Below are 15318 nucleotides of genomic sequence, written 5' to 3'. Positions count from 1 at the left end.
GAACTATCTGTATTGTTTAGGTATGCGTAAAGATAGAAAATTACGGGTATTGACCTCCTGAGCAAAAAAGTATGTGAATTGCCTCTATTTTACCACTAGCTGAACCGTTTCCTTACCGCGTTGCTCCACAAGCACGGATTTCCCGTTTTGGAGCGATTTTACCGAATTGTCATCAAAATGTCTAATGGTGTAGAGTGAGACATCCTCGTGACATACTACTTTAAATTTTCGTTTGAGCACATCCAACATGGGTTGAAGACTATTGAACTTATTGTCCAAACATACCGAAAAACTGATGGCCGAGTTCTGAATCAAATCCACCTTTAAACGGTGGTCGTGAAACAGTTTAAAAATCTCGCTGATGTTGTCCTCCACAATAAATGAAAAATCCAATGAAGAGAGTTTTAGCAACACTTGGTTCTTTTTTACAATAAAGCAAGGTGTCTTGGGGACAATACCAACGCCTTTACCTACAGTGGTACCCATATCCTTGGGATTAAGGAACGATTTTACATGCAGGGGGATTTCCTTTCGCTGAAGCGGTTGAAGGGTTTTTGGGTGAATCACCGAAGCTCCATAAAAAGCCAACTCTATGGCTTCACGATACGATATTTGCTCCAACAACTGGGTTTCTGTAAAATTTCTGGGATCTGCATTCAAAACACCAGGAACGTCCTTCCAAATGGTCACTGATTCCGCATTAAGGCAATACGCCAAAATGGCCGCAGTATAATCGGAGCCTTCCCTACCTAAAGTGGTGGTAAAGTTATTGTCATCGCTTCCCAAAAATCCTTGGGTGATGTTCAATTTGGACATGTCCACCCTAGCCGATACTTCGGCCTGTGTGCGTTCCCAATTGACCTGGGCATCACGGTAATTATTGTCGGTTTTAATCAACTGACGTACATCCAACCAAGTGTTGGACAAACCAATCTCGTTAAGGTAAGCACTGATGATCGTTGTGGACAACAATTCGCCATAGCCCACCACTTGATCGTACACAAAAGCATACTTGGGCGACTTGTTCCACGTTAAAAACCCCTTGACTTCTTCAAAAAGCACTTTTACCTTCTGGTAAATGGGATGTTTGGGATTTTCAAACAAATTGGACAAGATACCATCATGGTAATCTATGACCTCTTGCAAGGCTGATGTAATGGAATTTTTATCCTTAAAATAGGATTCCACCACTTTTTCCATGGCGTTGGTGGTCTTGCCCATGGCCGATATAACCACCAAGGTATCCTCATGGCCCACTTCCTGTAACACCTGTACTACATTTCTAACTGCATCGGCATCTTTAACCGATGCCCCACCAAACTTAAAAACTCTCATTCAGTATATCTTCTTCTAAAAATTAGTTTAAACTATTTATGTAATTTTTTATGCCCCGCTCATCCATTTGCACCACATCCCAATCCCGGAGAACCTTGGCACCCTTTTTTTCATAAAATTCAATGGCAGGTTCATTCCAGTCCAAAACCTCCCAGCAGATTCTCCTAACGCCAAGATCGTGACCATATTTTATTACTTCATCCAGCAATGCAGTCCCCAGACCACTGCCACGCATACGCTCAGATACGATAAGGTCCTCTAAATGAATTGCAGGTCCTTTCCAAGTGGAATATCTAGGATACACCAAAGCAATCCCCACAATTTCATCGTTTACCTCCGCAACAAAACAATGGAACTGTTTCTGTTCCCCAAAACCATCCTTTTCCAAATCTTCCTTTGATATTACAACGGCTTCGGGTTCTTTTTCAAAATCGGCCAGCTCTTGCACCAATGCCAAGACTTGGGCCATATCCTCCTTCTTCGCATTTCGGATTACATATTCCATAATTGTTACAAATAAAACTCAAAGTTATAAATATCTAAAATTTTAGCCTTACGAAAACGTTTTAGATTCACAAAATGCCCGATATTTGTTCTCAAATAAAACAGTCTTTCCTATGTCCGATAACCAGCGACTCACTATGGGTGAGTTCATCATTGCCAACCAAGAATCATTTCAATATACATCCGGAGAACTTTCTAGACTGCTAAACGGAATTCGTTTGGCCGCCAAAGTAGTGAACCATGAGGTAAACAAAGCTGGTCTAGTTGACATTATTGGCAACGCTGGAGACACCAACATACAAGGTGAAGATCAACAGAAACTTGATGTTTTGGCGAACGAAAAGTTTATTCAGACGTTAAAAAACCGAGAAATTGTTTGTGGTATTGCATCGGAAGAGGAGGATGATTTCATTACCATCAATAGTTTTGACAAGCAGCACCAGAACAAGTACGTAGTACTTATTGATCCCTTGGATGGTTCATCAAATATCGACGTGAATGTTTCCGTAGGAACCATTTTCTCCATTTACAGAAGAGTAACGCCTGTAGGAACCCCCGTTACTTTGGAGGATTTTTTACAACCGGGTAAGAATCAGATTGCTGCGGGTTACATTATTTATGGAACCTCCACTATGTATGTATACACCACAGGACATGGTGTAAATGGTTTTACTTTAAACCCCGCTCTAGGAACCTTTTACCTATCCCATCCAAACATGCAATTTCCTGAAACAGGCAAAATTTACTCTGTCAACGAAGGGAATTACATCCATTTTCCACAAGGTGTCAAAGACTATATCAAATACTGTCAAAAAGAGGAAGGAGATAGACCATACACCTCCAGATACATTGGTTCTCTAGTGTCAGATTTTCATAGAAATATGATCAAAGGGGGTATTTACATGTACCCGAAGAGCAGTGTTGCGCAAAATGGGAAACTCCGTTTGCTGTATGAATGCAATCCCATGGCTTTTTTGGCAGAACAAGCCAATGGAAAAGCCAGTGATGGGTTTCGCCGCATCATGGATATTGAGCCCACTGAATTGCACGAAAGGGTTCCTTTTTTCTGCGGAAGTAAAAAAATGGTGGAAAAAGCAGAAGAGTTTATGGCCAAGGCCAGCTCTTGATCCTACTTACGCGTTACGATTTCGTGGTAGTCCTCAAAATCGATTCTTCCAGTAAAGATTGCAATGGATTTATCAATAATCTGAGAAGCCAATTTTGGAGGGAAACCTAGACCAATGGCATATTTCTCAACCATAAAACGTTCCTCATCATCAATTTCATGGTCCGAGAAAATGATTTGGAAAAATTCGAAAAGCCTTTTGTAACGTTTTTCACCACTGTGGGGAGTCTCAATAGGATATTTGTTCTCCTTTTTCATGACCTCCTTGAACTCATCCTCGGAAATGTTCAGTTTAAAGGCAAACTTTTCCAAAATGGCTTTTTCCTTGGGATTGATCTCTCCATCAATAGCGGCCAAACTAGCCAAAGTGGCAAAGTGCGCCAAGTTTTTCCTGTGGTCTCCGTGCTCGTATAAATCTAAAATCGGCATATCTCAAATTTTGTGGCACAAATATAAATCTTATCACAAAAAAAGCGGGTAAAATAGCACCAAAAGAAATTCGTAATTTTCAATTCGCTGTGTCATCAATAGTACAATGCCTTTACAAGAGCCTGAACTTTTTCAAATTGCCGAAAACTGGTTCCATCAACAAAACTGGGAACCCTTTCCTTTTCAAAAAGAGACCTGGAATGCCTTTTTGAATGGAAAACATGGGCTTTTAAATGCTCCAACCGGAAGTGGAAAAACATACGCTCTATGGTTTCCCATTGTGCTGAATTACATCAAGAATCACCCCCAATACAAAACCAAACACAAGAAAGGATTAAAGGCCATTTGGATTACTCCCCTTCGAGCTCTTTCCCAAGAAATTAAGCAATCCGCAGAGCGAATTACACAAGACTTGGAAACCCAAATGACCGTCGGCATTCGCACTGGGGACACCTCAACCAAAGAACGGGCTAAAATGCGCACCAACATGCCCGATCTATTGATTACCACACCCGAAAGTTTGCAACTGTTGCTTTCCTCAAAAGGGTATACCAAGCTTTTTAAAGACTGCTCTGCGATCGTAGTGGACGAATGGCACGAGCTCTTAGGTACAAAGCGTGGTGTTCAGATGGAACTGGGCCTATCCCGATTAAAAACAGTTTGTACTAATTTGCGTATTTGGGGCATCTCAGCGACCATCGGCAACTTGGAGCAGGCCCGAGAGGTTTTATTGGGGCCATCCTCCGCAGCTTTGGAAAACTCGGTTTTGGTCAAGGCCAATCTCAATAAACTCATTACGGTCAAAAGCATCATCCCAAAAGAAATGGAAACCTTTCCATGGCGGGGCCATTTGGGATTACATCTACTGGACGAAGTGGTGCCAATCATCAAAAACAGCAAAACCACTTTGCTTTTCACCAACACCCGCAGTCAATGTGAAATTTGGTTCCAAAAAATTTTGGAAAAATATCCAGAGTTTGCCGGGGAAATCGCCATGCATCATGGTAGCATCAACAAGGAAACTCGATTGTGGGTAGAGCAAGCCATCAGAAATGAAAGTTTAAAGGCCGTGGTCTGTACCTCAAGCTTGGATTTGGGAGTGGATTTCGCCCCAGTGGAAACCGTGGTACAGATTGGAGGCCCCAAAGGCGTGGCCCGATTTTTACAACGGGCAGGCCGAAGTGGGCATCGTCCCGGAAAAGAAAGTGTGATTTACTTTTTACCAACGCATGCGATGGAACTTATTGAGGCTTCGGCCATGCAAAAGGCGGTTTTGAACAGTGCCGTGGAAGACCGCATTCCATACCTGAACAGTTTTGATGTACTCATCCAATACCTGACCACTTTAGCGGTTTCCGATGGTTTTCTTCCCGAAGAAATCTACCCTGAAATCAAACAGACCTTCTGTTATCAGGCCATAAGTGAAGAGCAATGGCAATGGCTTCTCAATTTTTTGGTCATGGGCAGTCAAAGCTTAAAAACGTATGATGAATACAAAAAAGTTGAAGTTGAGGATGATGGAAGGTTTAAGTTGAACAGCCGGGCCGTTGCCATGCGACACCGATTTCAAATTGGGACCATTGTGGGTGATGCTACTATTCATGTCCGTTATCAAAAAGGAGGGTACATTGGTTCCATTGAGGAGTATTTTATTTCCAAATTGAGTCCTGGAGATGTCTTCACCTTTGCAGGGCGGAATTTGGAGTTCATTCGTATAAAGGGCATGGCTGCCCATGTGCGGAATTCGTCAAAACGCACCAACAAAGTGCCAAGTTGGATGGGTGGCCGACTCAGTTTTTCGGCTAAAATGTCCGAATTGTTACGACAAGAATTGTACACGGCGGAAATCCCTTTTTCAAAACAATCCAAGGAAATTCAATCACTGGCCCCCATGTTTGCCAAGCAACGGGAAGAAAGTAGTGTTCCACTCCCCAATCAATTCCTTATTGAGACTTTTGAGACCAACGATGGCCACCACCATATCTTTTACCCTTTTGAAGGTAGGGCCATCCATGAGGGCATGAGTAGCCTACTAGCCTATCGCATTAGTCTATTGACTCCCATTACTTGCTCCCTTGCGTTTAATGACTATGGTTTTGAACTATTGTCGGACAAACCCCTCGATATTCAAGCCATTTTGGACAACAATTTGTTTACTTCGGAATACATGCTCTCCGACCTTCAAAAAAGTTTGAATTCCAACGAAATGGCACGCCGAAAGTTTCGGGATATTGCTGTGATCAGTGGGATGGTGTTCACCGGTTATCCAGAAAAAGGCGTGAAAATGAAACACCTGCAAAGCAGTTCTGAGCTGTTGTTTGATGTCTTCAAGGATTTTGAGGACGACAACCTTCTTTACCAACAAGCTTTTACCGAAACTTTTGAGCACCAATTGGAAGAAGGGCGTTTGCGCATGGCCTTGGAACGAATTGCCCAGCAAGAGATTGTTTGGAAACAATGCCAGCAGCCTACCCCCTTCTCGTTTCCAATTATTACCGATAGGCTTCGGGAAAAATTGTCCAACGAAAAATTGGCGGACCGTATAAAACGGATGACAAAACTCTTGATGAAATGATTAACTTTACATAAAATGAGTGTATGGGCATCGCAGATCTTCAGACGGATATCATCAAAAATTTACTGTCAATAAAAGACAAGGAAACGCTTTTGCTTCTTAAGGAAATACTCTCTTCCCAGGAAATAAAAAAAGAGTACAAGCTTTCAAAATTTGAACAGAACTTTATATCTGAGAGCATTTCGGACTACAAATCGAACCATATAACTTCCAACGATGCCGTTTTCAAAAAAAATGAAGAATGGCTAAAAAAATAGTCTGGACTTCAAAAGCAGCTAATCTCTTCACCAAAACTCTTGAATTCTACTGCCAAAGAAACCATTCCAATACGTATAGCAGAAAACTCAACATGGAAATTTATGAGACTGTAAAACTATTGGCAAAATACCCCCTTATTGGGTTAAAGACGGACATGAAAAACATTCGTGTTCTCATTAAGGGCGATTTCAAGATTTTTTATGAAATACGAATAGCTGAAATTGTAATCCATCTAGTTTGGGATTCAAGGCAAGACCCCTCAAAACTAAATCTGTAAATGACCTTGGACATCCACATACGGGATAAGCAGTTTCTGCTCCACCCTCTAGGTGGATTATTTTGGGTAGAAAAATCCATGCTCCTTATCAGCGATGTGCATCTAGGTAAAGTCTCACATTTTAGAAAATTTGGGGCAGCGGTGCCCAGAAAGGCCATCCATAAAAATTTTGTGCTGCTCGACAAGATCGTGTCTGATTTCCAACCTTTTCAAATCTGTTTTTTAGGCGACCTGTTCCATTCTTCCTTGAACAAAGAATGGGAATTGTTTGAAAATTGGGTAGCCAAAACCCCTGCCGAGATTATTTTGGTCTCTGGCAACCACGATATCATCGATCCAGAAAAGTACAGACAGCTGAGGATTGAAATTTTCCCTGAACTCATCATCGATAACTTTTTACTCACGCATCACCCTGAGCTGCGAAGTAATCATTTTACCTTTTGTGGGCACATTCACCCCGCGGTAAAATTGCATGGATCCGGGCGACAGAAACTTAGACTTCCCTGCTTTTTTAAAAGTAAAAACCAGATGATTTTACCCGCTTTCGGGGAATTTACCGGCACCCACACTCTAAATCCTTCAAAAGATGATGAAGTGTATGCCATTGTGGAAGATACTGTGGTAAAAGTTTAGATTTCCAAAAATACCCCTTCGACTCCGCTCAGGGCCCAGCACAAATAAAATCGCTCGGATGCTGAGCGAAGTCGAAGCATGACGGCTAAAAACTCAAAAAACATTTTTCATAAAAGCATTTCAGGTTATCTTTGCCGCAAAGTTTTTGGATTGACCAAAACCCCCATTTCCCATCTTTTTGCACAGTCTCCCCCACTCAGGAAACTGCAGGATGCTATTGCCCAATCTCAGGACAACAAGGCCAAAATCAATCTTAAAGGATTGGTAGGTTCCTCGCTCTCCTTTGTTATTTCAGAGGTATTCGATGCGACGGATGCTCCTTTTTTATTGATTCTGAATGACAAAGAAGAAGCGGCCTACTACCTCAATGATTTGGAGCAGTTGATTGGTGAGAATGATGTGCTTTTCTATCCCGGAAGTTACCGAAGACCTTATCAAATTGAGGAAACCGACAATGCCAACGTGTTGCTTCGTGCCGAAGTGCTGAACCGCATCAATTCCCGAAAAAAACCTGCGGTCATTGTCACCTATCCCGATGCACTTTTTGAAAAAGTGGTTACTCGAAAGGAGTTGGACAAAAACACCCTCAAAATAAAATTGGAGGACACTCTTTCCCTTGATTTTTTGAACGAGGTCCTCTTTGAATACCAATTCAAACGCGTAGATTTTGTAACGGAACCTGGTGAATTTTCTGTTCGCGGTGGAATTGTGGACGTGTTTTCCTTTTCGCATGACGAACCTTACCGTATCGAGTTTTTTGGGGATGAAGTGGACAGTATCCGAACCTTTGATGTGGAAACCCAGCTTTCCACGGATAAGGTGAAGAAAATCACCATCATCCCGAATGTAGAGAACAAGTTTTTGCAGGAATCTCGAGAAAGTTTTCTCAAATACATCTCACCCAAAACCGTAGTTTTTGCCAAAAACCCGGCTTTGATCTATGACCGGATTGATTCCTTTTTTGCAAAGGCGGAAGAGAGTTTTGAGAAACTTAGCAAGGAAATCAAACATGCAGAACCCAAAGAACTTTTTGTGGATTCAGCTTTGCTGAAATTACAATTGGCGGATTTTTCATTTGTTGAAATCAATAGTACTAAAAATGACATCTCGACTGCGCTCGATGTGACATTCAACACCAAACCCCAACCCTCTTTCAACAAAAAATTTGACCTGCTCATTGAAAACCTTAATGATAATCGCGAAGCAGGTTTCACCAATTATATTTTCTGCTCCACAGAACAACAGGCCAAGCGTTTTCATGACATTTTTGATGAAGTGGACCAAACCGTGCATTACCAAACATTGGTTTTTCCACTCTATCAGGGTTTCATCGATTTAGATTTAAAACTAGCGTGCTACACTGACCATCAAATCTTTGAGCGGTACCATAAATTCCATTTAAAAAATGGCTACGCCAAAAAACAGGCCATCACCTTAAAGGAACTCAACAAACTTGAAATCGGGGATTATGTCACCCACATTGACCATGGAATTGGAAAGTTTGGTGGGCTTCAAAAAATTGATGTAGAGGGCAAAAAACAAGAGGCCATCAAACTAATCTATGGCGACCGTGATATTTTATATGTGAGCATCCATTCCCTTCACAAAATTTCCAAATACAATGGAAAGGATGGTGCCCCTCCCAAAATCTACAAATTGGGTTCCGCCGCTTGGAAAAAGTTGAAACAAAAGACCAAGAGTAGGGTCAAAAAAATTGCTTTTGACCTCATCCAAGTGTATGCCAAAAGACGATTGGAAAAAGGGTTTCAATATGCACCAGACAGTTATCTGCAGCACGAGTTGGAGGCTTCCTTTATTTATGAGGACACCTTGGATCAGGAAAAGTCCACGCAAGACGTTAAAAAGGACATGGAAAGCGAACGCCCCATGGACCGTCTCATTTGTGGTGATGTGGGCTTTGGAAAAACCGAGGTCGCCATTCGCGCAGCTTTTAAGGCTGTAGATAACGGCAAACAAGTTGCTATTTTGGTGCCCACTACCATTTTGGCTTTTCAACACAATAGAACTTTTAAGGAACGCTTAAAAGACATACCAGTCACAGTAGACTACCTCAACCGTTTTAGAACAGCCAAGGAAAAGTCCAGTATTTTGAAACAATTGGGAGAAGGCAAAATCGATATCATCATCGGAACACACCAACTGGTGAACAAAAATGTGCAATTTAAGGATTTGGGCCTCCTTATTGTGGACGAAGAACAAAAATTTGGGGTTTCGGTAAAAGAAAAACTGCGTTCCATTAAGGAAAATGTGGATGTGCTCACCCTGACCGCCACACCCATCCCACGAACCTTGCAATTTAGTTTGATGGCGGCCCGTGACCTATCGGTCATCAACACCCCACCACCCAACCGATATCCTATAGAAAGTCAAGTGATTCGATTTAATGAGGATATTATCCGAGATGCGGTTTCGTATGAAATTCAACGGGGGGGACAGGTGTTCTTTATCCATAATCGCATTGAGAACATCAAGGAAGTTGCTGGAATGATTCAACGTTTGGTTCCTGATGCCAAAATTGGGATTGGCCATGGGCAGATGGAGGGTAAAAAATTGGAGCAGCTCATGCTCGCCTTTATGAATGGTGAGTTTGATGTACTCGTCTCCACCACCATTGTGGAAAGTGGATTGGATGTAACCAACGCCAACACCATTTTTATCCATAATGCCAATAATTTTGGATTGAGCGACCTTCACCAGATGCGGGGTCGAGTGGGTCGAAGCAACAAAAAGGCCTTCTGTTATTTTATTACTCCACCTTATGAAGTCATGACACCTGATGCCAGAAAGCGTATCGAAGCCCTAGAGCAATTCACCGACCTGGGAAGCGGGTTCAATATTGCGATGAAGGATTTGGAGATTCGTGGTGCTGGTGACCTTTTGGGTGGGGAACAGAGTGGGTTTATCAATGAGATTGGGTTTGAGACCTATCAAAAAATATTGGCCGAGGCCATTGAGGAACTCAAGGAAAATGAGTTTAAGGAGTTGTATGACGAAGTGGAATCTGGTAAGGAAAAAACCTATGTGAAGGAGCTGCAATTGGATACTGATTTTGAATTGCTCTTCCCAGATGACTACATCAACAACATTACTGAACGCCTGAACCTCTACACCCAACTCAACGAAGTACAGGACGAGGAAGAGCTCCAAAAATATGAAGCTGAACTGGTAGACCGCTTTGGTGAACTCCCAGAGCAAGCTGAAGACTTGTTGAACTCTGTCCGAATCAAATGGATTGCCACCCATCTTGGATTAGAAAAAGTGGTCTTGAAAAAAGGCAAGTTTATTGGATACTTTATCGCCGACCAACAATCCGATTTCTACCAAAGCCCTGCTTTTACCCAAGTGTTACAGTATGTGCAAAGCCATCCCCAACAAGCCAAACTCAAGGAAAAACAAACCCGGAATGGGCTTCGGTTGTTGTTAGTGTTTGATAAAGTTACCAGTGTGGAAAAGGCGTTGAAGGTTTTAAGCCCATTCAAACAAGAGTTTTCTTTGTCTAATTAAAAGCCTCATACACCTTCTTAAAAAACATTTCAATTTTTCAGAATTCCATCCCATGGCGGAATCGACCCGCGGGATTGTCGTTTTTGCACATGTGCGCTATACTATGTCTCCTGTATATTTGAACTACTGTAAATAATTGATACTCATGACAGAAAAGGGAAAATTTTTAAAGAAATTTAATGAGGCTTTCGCCAAAGGGGATACCCAGTTTATTGCTGAAAGCGTGACTCAGGATATCAAATGGACCATGTTGGGCGATAAAACCATCAATGGTTTGGAAGAGTTCAGAAAAGAAATTGAATCCGTGGTACAGTCTGAATGTGGCCTGGAACTCGATAAAATCATTACCCATGGCAATACCGCGGCCGTAAATGGGATTATCCATGCCCAAGATCAAAATGGGAAGCCAGCCACCTATGCTTTTTGTGATGTGTATAAATTAAGTGGGTTTAAAAATCCGAAGATCAAGGAGATGAAATCTTATATTACAAAAATCAAATAGAACATTATGAAAATCAATAAAGTAAAGACGTTTTGGATCAATCTTCCTGTAAAAGATGTAAAAAAGTCCAAAGAATTCTTCAACAACCTTGGCTTTCAAGAAACCGAAAATCAACCCAAAAACAATGAATATGCGGGTTTTTATCTTGATGAAAACAAAACAGTGTTGATGCTCTTTCCAGAAGAACGTTTTGCCCATTTTGCGGGAAATCCCATTTCAGATACTTCCAAAGGAACCGAAGCTTATTTGAACCTTGACGCTCCTACCAAGGAATATGTGGATGAGTTTGCTGAAATGGTCAAAAATGCTGGCGGAACCGTATATGCAGAACCCTCAGAAGTAGACGGTTGGATGTATGTTATGGGCTTTATAGACCTAGATGGGCATCGCTGGGGAATGCTACACATGGACATGTCTAAAATGCCGCATACACCTGCTTGACGAATTCCCCAATTTGTGAAGGTTCCAACCAACGGGTCACAATAAGCAATCCGCTTTTTTGGTCCACCACAATAAAGTTGCCTCCAAAACCGGCTGCATAAAATACATGTTCTGGTACTCCTTCCCAATGGCGGGATCCTTTTTGGTTGAGCCACCACATATACCCATAATTTACATTGGGCACTGACGGTTGTGTAGCTTTTTTGATCCAACTTTCACTCACTAATTGTTGGTCTTTCCATTTCCCGTTATTGAGGAACAACAACCCAAAACGGGCCATATCTTGCGCAGAAATAAATAATCCTGCGCCGGAATGTCCTCCTCCCGTTACCGATTTCATTTTCAATCCATCAATCACGGTCCAAGCATGGTCATACCCGTACCAACGCCATGTGGGTGTGGCATCTATTTTGTCCATGATCTGTTCTTTTAAGACCATGGGCAAGGGCTTTCGCCAGAGATGGGTCAAGGAATACGCCAATACATTTACCCGTACATCGTTGTACTCCATCACAGTGCCCGGTTCGTTAAGCGTTCTGAATTTCCAATCGTCCAAACCTCCTTCATTGGGTGGGCGATCAGCCCAATCCTTGCCGCCCCACAGTTCCCCGGACCAATCTGAATTTTGCTGCAGCAAATGTTCCCATGTGATTTTGGAATTATGCGCACCATCAAACGTACCATCCCAAACATAATCCCCAGCCTTATCTTTTACATTTTGAATCAATCCTTGGTCTTCAGCCAGCCCTGCCATGGTAGACAAAAAGCTTTTAGTGACGCTAAAGGTCATATCCACTCGTTGGGTATCGCCCCAAGATGCAATCAGATATCCATCCTTAATGATCATTCCCGCGGGACCACCCCGCTTTTTGGTGGGGCCTAAAATTTCATGAAACGGTTCTCTCTTGAATCCCTCCAAAATGGCTTGGCGCAAATCTCGGGAGCCTGAATATTCATTGTTTTTGGCAAAATCAATAGCTGTGTTCAACTCTTCCACGTTGTATTTAAATTGACTTTTTTCGGCCGTTTTCCATGCTTCATAGCGCGCTGGAAAATGCATCTCTTGGGCCACCAAGGAATTAAAACTGGTAACGAACAAAAAAAGAAAGGAAATTCGAAAAAATTGCTTCATTGGGATTTGCTTTTATATGGCCTGAAGTTAACAATTGTTATTGGAATCATCCCAATGGCTACCTTTGCATTTGATCATTACAGCTATGGATAAATTACCCGCGTATTCCGTTCCAGCCCAAACTCGAATTGGCCATGTACACCTCAAAGTTTCCGATTTGCAAAGAGCCTTGGATTTTTATTGTGGGCTTTTGGGTTTTGAACTCACCCAAACCTACGGTGACCAAGCCGCCTTTATTTCGGCGGGGGGATATCATCATCATATTGGATTGAATACGTGGTACAGCAAAGGTGCCCAACCTGCTCCACAACGATCGGCTGGGCTTTTCCATACGGCAATCCTATATCCAACTCGAAAGGATTTAGCTACCATCCTCAATCGACTATTGGAAGCAAACTATTCCTTGACCGGTGCAGCAGACCATGGGGTTTCCGAAGCATTATATCTTAATGACCCCGATGAAAATGGTGTGGAGCTGTATTGGGACCGACCACAAGAAGAATGGCCGCAAAAAGAGGATGGTTCTTTGGATATGTATACTAAATCTTTAGATTTGAATGAACTCTTGAATGAATTGAAAAAGGGTTAGAATCGTTTTCTCAAAACCATTTTGCCATCCGAATCATAATACCGCCAAGTGCCTACCTGCTCATCATTACGGAAACGGCCGGTGATTTTTTCAGTGCCATCTGAGTAATATTCTGTATAGCGACCATGCTTTAACCCATCCTTGAGGTCGACCTCAAAGCGTACAGAACCATTCGCATAGCTTCTACTAAAGGATTTTGCATTGAGATCTGTGGGGTAAATGGGTTTGAGGTCAAAAATAGCTTCAGTAATTTCTGTGGAATTTGAGTTTTGGGTTTTGGAATTTGGGATTTGAACCTTGTCCTCAAACTGGGAATTCTTCTTTACCTCCTCTACATTTTGATAGTTGAGCACCAATCGACTTTCAAATAAATTATCCTCAGGGGTAAGTTGAAATCCAACTTGGGGAAAGCAGATGATAAAATCCTTGTTCTTACGCATTTTTTGTTTCGTAGTGCCATCTGCCAAGGCATACATATTATTGTAGAGCACTGGAATATTGCTATAGACAAAAACGGTCGATTCAGATTCAAAACGGCCATCAAATTTCCTAAACTCCTCTGAAGTGGACAGGGTTTCCCCATCCACCACATCATCAATAATGCTTTTCAGGGTGTTGGGGTTATCACTGAAAACCACATAATCCCCAATTTGGGTGAAATAAGGTTTATCAAACTCTTCAAACCTGTTCCCCAGTAAAATTTTGAAAAATCCTTTTATGGACAGAAAATTGATTTCATACGCTTTGTAGTTGACAGCCTTAAATTTCACTGGGGTCTTTTTTCGGATTTGATTGAGTACAAAGCCCAGATTTGTCTTCGCTTTTTCAATATCGTTAGCCTTCAAAACAAGGGCCATATCGTTTTTTCCTTTAGAAATATGGGACTGAATCTGCAATAGTCCTACTTCATCCCCTATCCAACTAACAAAGTTTTCCTTGACATCAATTTTCAGGAACTTTTCCACTTTTTCAATTCCTGCTTGATAGTTTTCAAATTGTTTGGGGTCGTTCTGCTGAACCATTTCAAAATTCGTGTAGAATTCAGCGAAGCTATCAAACCCATAACTGATGTAAAGTGCGGTACGTTTCGGTGCTATTTGGGGAATGGTGCGTTCTGCGGTTCCCGACTTTTGCAAAGCCTCCAAATAATTTTCGTTGACGGAACTTATATTGGTAAACCCATTGGCGACCAAGGTGCCGTTCTTGTCCAAATCAAAATAAAAACCGGAAAAGAGGAAGTTTTCACTAGCTCGCTTTACCCAATCCGATGGCTGGTCTGTAAATCGTTTTATGTAATCATCGATGTAATTGTACTGCACATACATGCGGAACAAATCCTCATGCCCCACTTTCTGGTTGATTTCAATAAAATTGAGGTTACGCCCAATTACAGGCTCTTGGTATTGGTCAATGGAAGCTTCCACAAGTGTATGGGTATAAGATGCCACCAACTGGTTCTTGATAAAGGCCAGATGCATGGTCTCCTTACTTTTTCGATCATGCACCTCCAAAATTTCGTGGTCATGATAGTTTCGTTTGCTCAATACATAATCTTCGTTGAGCAGGGTGTTGAAATAACTTTTGAGCAGTTGCAGCTTGGCGATACGTTTTAAATCCAACACATAAAAAATCCCATAATCCTTGGGTGAAATCATGTGGATGGAAATAAAAAGGGACCGCCCATCAAAAAACTCAAAAAGGTTATGGTTGTTCTGGAAGACGGTATCCACTTTTTGGATGTTCTCCGTCAGTTCAGCAAAGTAGTTGTTTTTCTGAAGGTGGTGCCATGCTTCACTTTCACTGACTTTCTTCCAGCTGTCAACAGGATGTTCTGATTCCACCACAAAAACGGCATCCTTCGGAATAAGGTAAATGGACTGCAGATTGGTCTTTGGCGAAAGGATGAAAACATAGGCCAAATAGCACAGATAGAGCACCAAAAGGGCCAACAGTCCGAAAAAGATTCTTTTTTTGGTCATTCTTCCAAAAGTG

Annotated in this window: 14 protein-coding genes; 9 read left to right on the top strand and 5 right to left on the bottom strand. The window is 41.9% G+C overall.

Translation table 11 applies throughout. The features are described 5' to 3' along the window. Window positions 1–84 precede the first annotated feature (84 nt). Together J0X14_RS15995 and J0X14_RS15990 are read right to left on the bottom strand one after the other, a co-directional pair. A complete protein-coding gene (locus J0X14_RS15995; protein WP_207098826.1) occupies window positions 85–1335 on the bottom strand; it encodes an aspartate kinase in 1251 nt (416 codons plus the stop codon). A gap of 22 nt (window positions 1336–1357) precedes the next feature. Further along, on the bottom strand, window positions 1358–1840 hold the full coding sequence (locus J0X14_RS15990) for a GNAT family N-acetyltransferase (protein ID WP_207098825.1): 483 nt from the start codon (window positions 1838–1840) through the stop codon (window positions 1358–1360). 112 nt (window positions 1841–1952) lie between these two features. On the opposite strand from J0X14_RS15990, the gene fbp reads away from it, so the two are divergent. Next, complete coding sequence (gene fbp / locus J0X14_RS15985) at window positions 1953–2966, top strand: class 1 fructose-bisphosphatase (protein WP_207098824.1); 1014 nt, start codon at window positions 1953–1955, stop codon at window positions 2964–2966. Between the two features lie 2 nt (window positions 2967–2968). Here the strand turns inward: fbp and J0X14_RS15980 are convergent, their stop codons facing one another. Further along, window positions 2969–3394: a TerB family tellurite resistance protein gene (locus J0X14_RS15980; protein WP_207098823.1), complete on the bottom strand. Its 426-nt coding sequence runs from the start codon at window positions 3392–3394 to the stop codon at window positions 2969–2971. 106 nt (window positions 3395–3500) lie between these two features. Between J0X14_RS15980 and J0X14_RS15975 the strand changes: the two genes are divergently transcribed. From J0X14_RS15975 to J0X14_RS15945, 7 genes are all read left to right on the top strand, one after another. Then, window positions 3501–5969 carry a ligase-associated DNA damage response DEXH box helicase gene (locus J0X14_RS15975; protein ID WP_207098822.1) on the top strand — a complete coding sequence of 823 codons (2469 nt, stop codon included), beginning with the start codon at window positions 3501–3503 and terminating at the stop codon, window positions 5967–5969. A gap of 23 nt (window positions 5970–5992) precedes the next feature. Then, on the top strand, window positions 5993–6226 hold the full coding sequence (locus J0X14_RS15970) for a hypothetical protein (protein ID WP_207098821.1): 234 nt from the start codon (window positions 5993–5995) through the stop codon (window positions 6224–6226). Beyond that, window positions 6211–6504 carry a type II toxin-antitoxin system RelE/ParE family toxin gene (locus J0X14_RS15965; RefSeq protein ID WP_207098820.1) on the top strand — a complete coding sequence of 98 codons (294 nt, stop codon included), beginning with the start codon at window positions 6211–6213 and terminating at the stop codon, window positions 6502–6504. The genes J0X14_RS15970 and J0X14_RS15965 overlap by 16 nt, the downstream gene beginning before the upstream one ends. After that, a complete protein-coding gene (pdeM, locus tag J0X14_RS15960) occupies window positions 6505–7137 on the top strand; it encodes a ligase-associated DNA damage response endonuclease PdeM (RefSeq protein ID WP_207098819.1) in 633 nt (210 codons plus the stop codon). It begins immediately after the preceding gene. A gap of 78 nt (window positions 7138–7215) precedes the next feature. Then, complete coding sequence (gene mfd, locus J0X14_RS15955; protein ID WP_410548709.1) at window positions 7216–10662, top strand: transcription-repair coupling factor; 3447 nt, start codon at window positions 7216–7218, stop codon at window positions 10660–10662. Between the two features lie 145 nt (window positions 10663–10807). Beyond that, window positions 10808–11164, top strand: coding sequence for a nuclear transport factor 2 family protein (locus tag J0X14_RS15950; RefSeq protein ID WP_207098817.1), 357 nt, complete (start codon window positions 10808–10810; stop codon window positions 11162–11164). A 6-nt stretch (window positions 11165–11170) separates the two neighbouring features. Beyond that, a complete protein-coding gene (locus tag J0X14_RS15945; RefSeq protein WP_207098816.1) occupies window positions 11171–11605 on the top strand; it encodes a VOC family protein in 435 nt (144 codons plus the stop codon). Here the strand turns inward: J0X14_RS15945 and J0X14_RS15940 are convergent. Beyond that, complete coding sequence (locus tag J0X14_RS15940) at window positions 11580–12737, bottom strand: serine hydrolase domain-containing protein (protein ID WP_207098815.1); 1158 nt, start codon at window positions 12735–12737, stop codon at window positions 11580–11582. The two genes, J0X14_RS15945 and J0X14_RS15940, sit on opposite strands and share 26 nt — an antisense overlap. Before the next feature lie 85 nt (window positions 12738–12822). Here J0X14_RS15940 and J0X14_RS15935 point away from each other — a divergent pair, with 85 nt between their 5' ends. After that, a complete protein-coding gene (locus J0X14_RS15935; RefSeq protein WP_207098814.1) occupies window positions 12823–13326 on the top strand; it encodes a VOC family protein in 504 nt (167 codons plus the stop codon). On the opposite strand, the gene J0X14_RS15930 is transcribed toward J0X14_RS15935, so the two are convergent. Beyond that, window positions 13323–15305, bottom strand: coding sequence for a DUF3352 domain-containing protein (locus J0X14_RS15930; RefSeq protein WP_207098813.1), 1983 nt, complete (start codon window positions 15303–15305; stop codon window positions 13323–13325). The genes J0X14_RS15935 and J0X14_RS15930 overlap by 4 nt on opposite strands. Window positions 15306–15318 lie beyond the last annotated feature (13 nt).

It is taken from the genome of Allomuricauda sp. CAU 1633 (assembly GCF_017313225.1).
GTDB lineage: Bacteria > Bacteroidota > Bacteroidia > Flavobacteriales > Flavobacteriaceae > Flagellimonas.
Note: the sequence above shows the minus strand (reverse complement) of the source record. Positions and strands in the feature narration are given on the sequence as shown.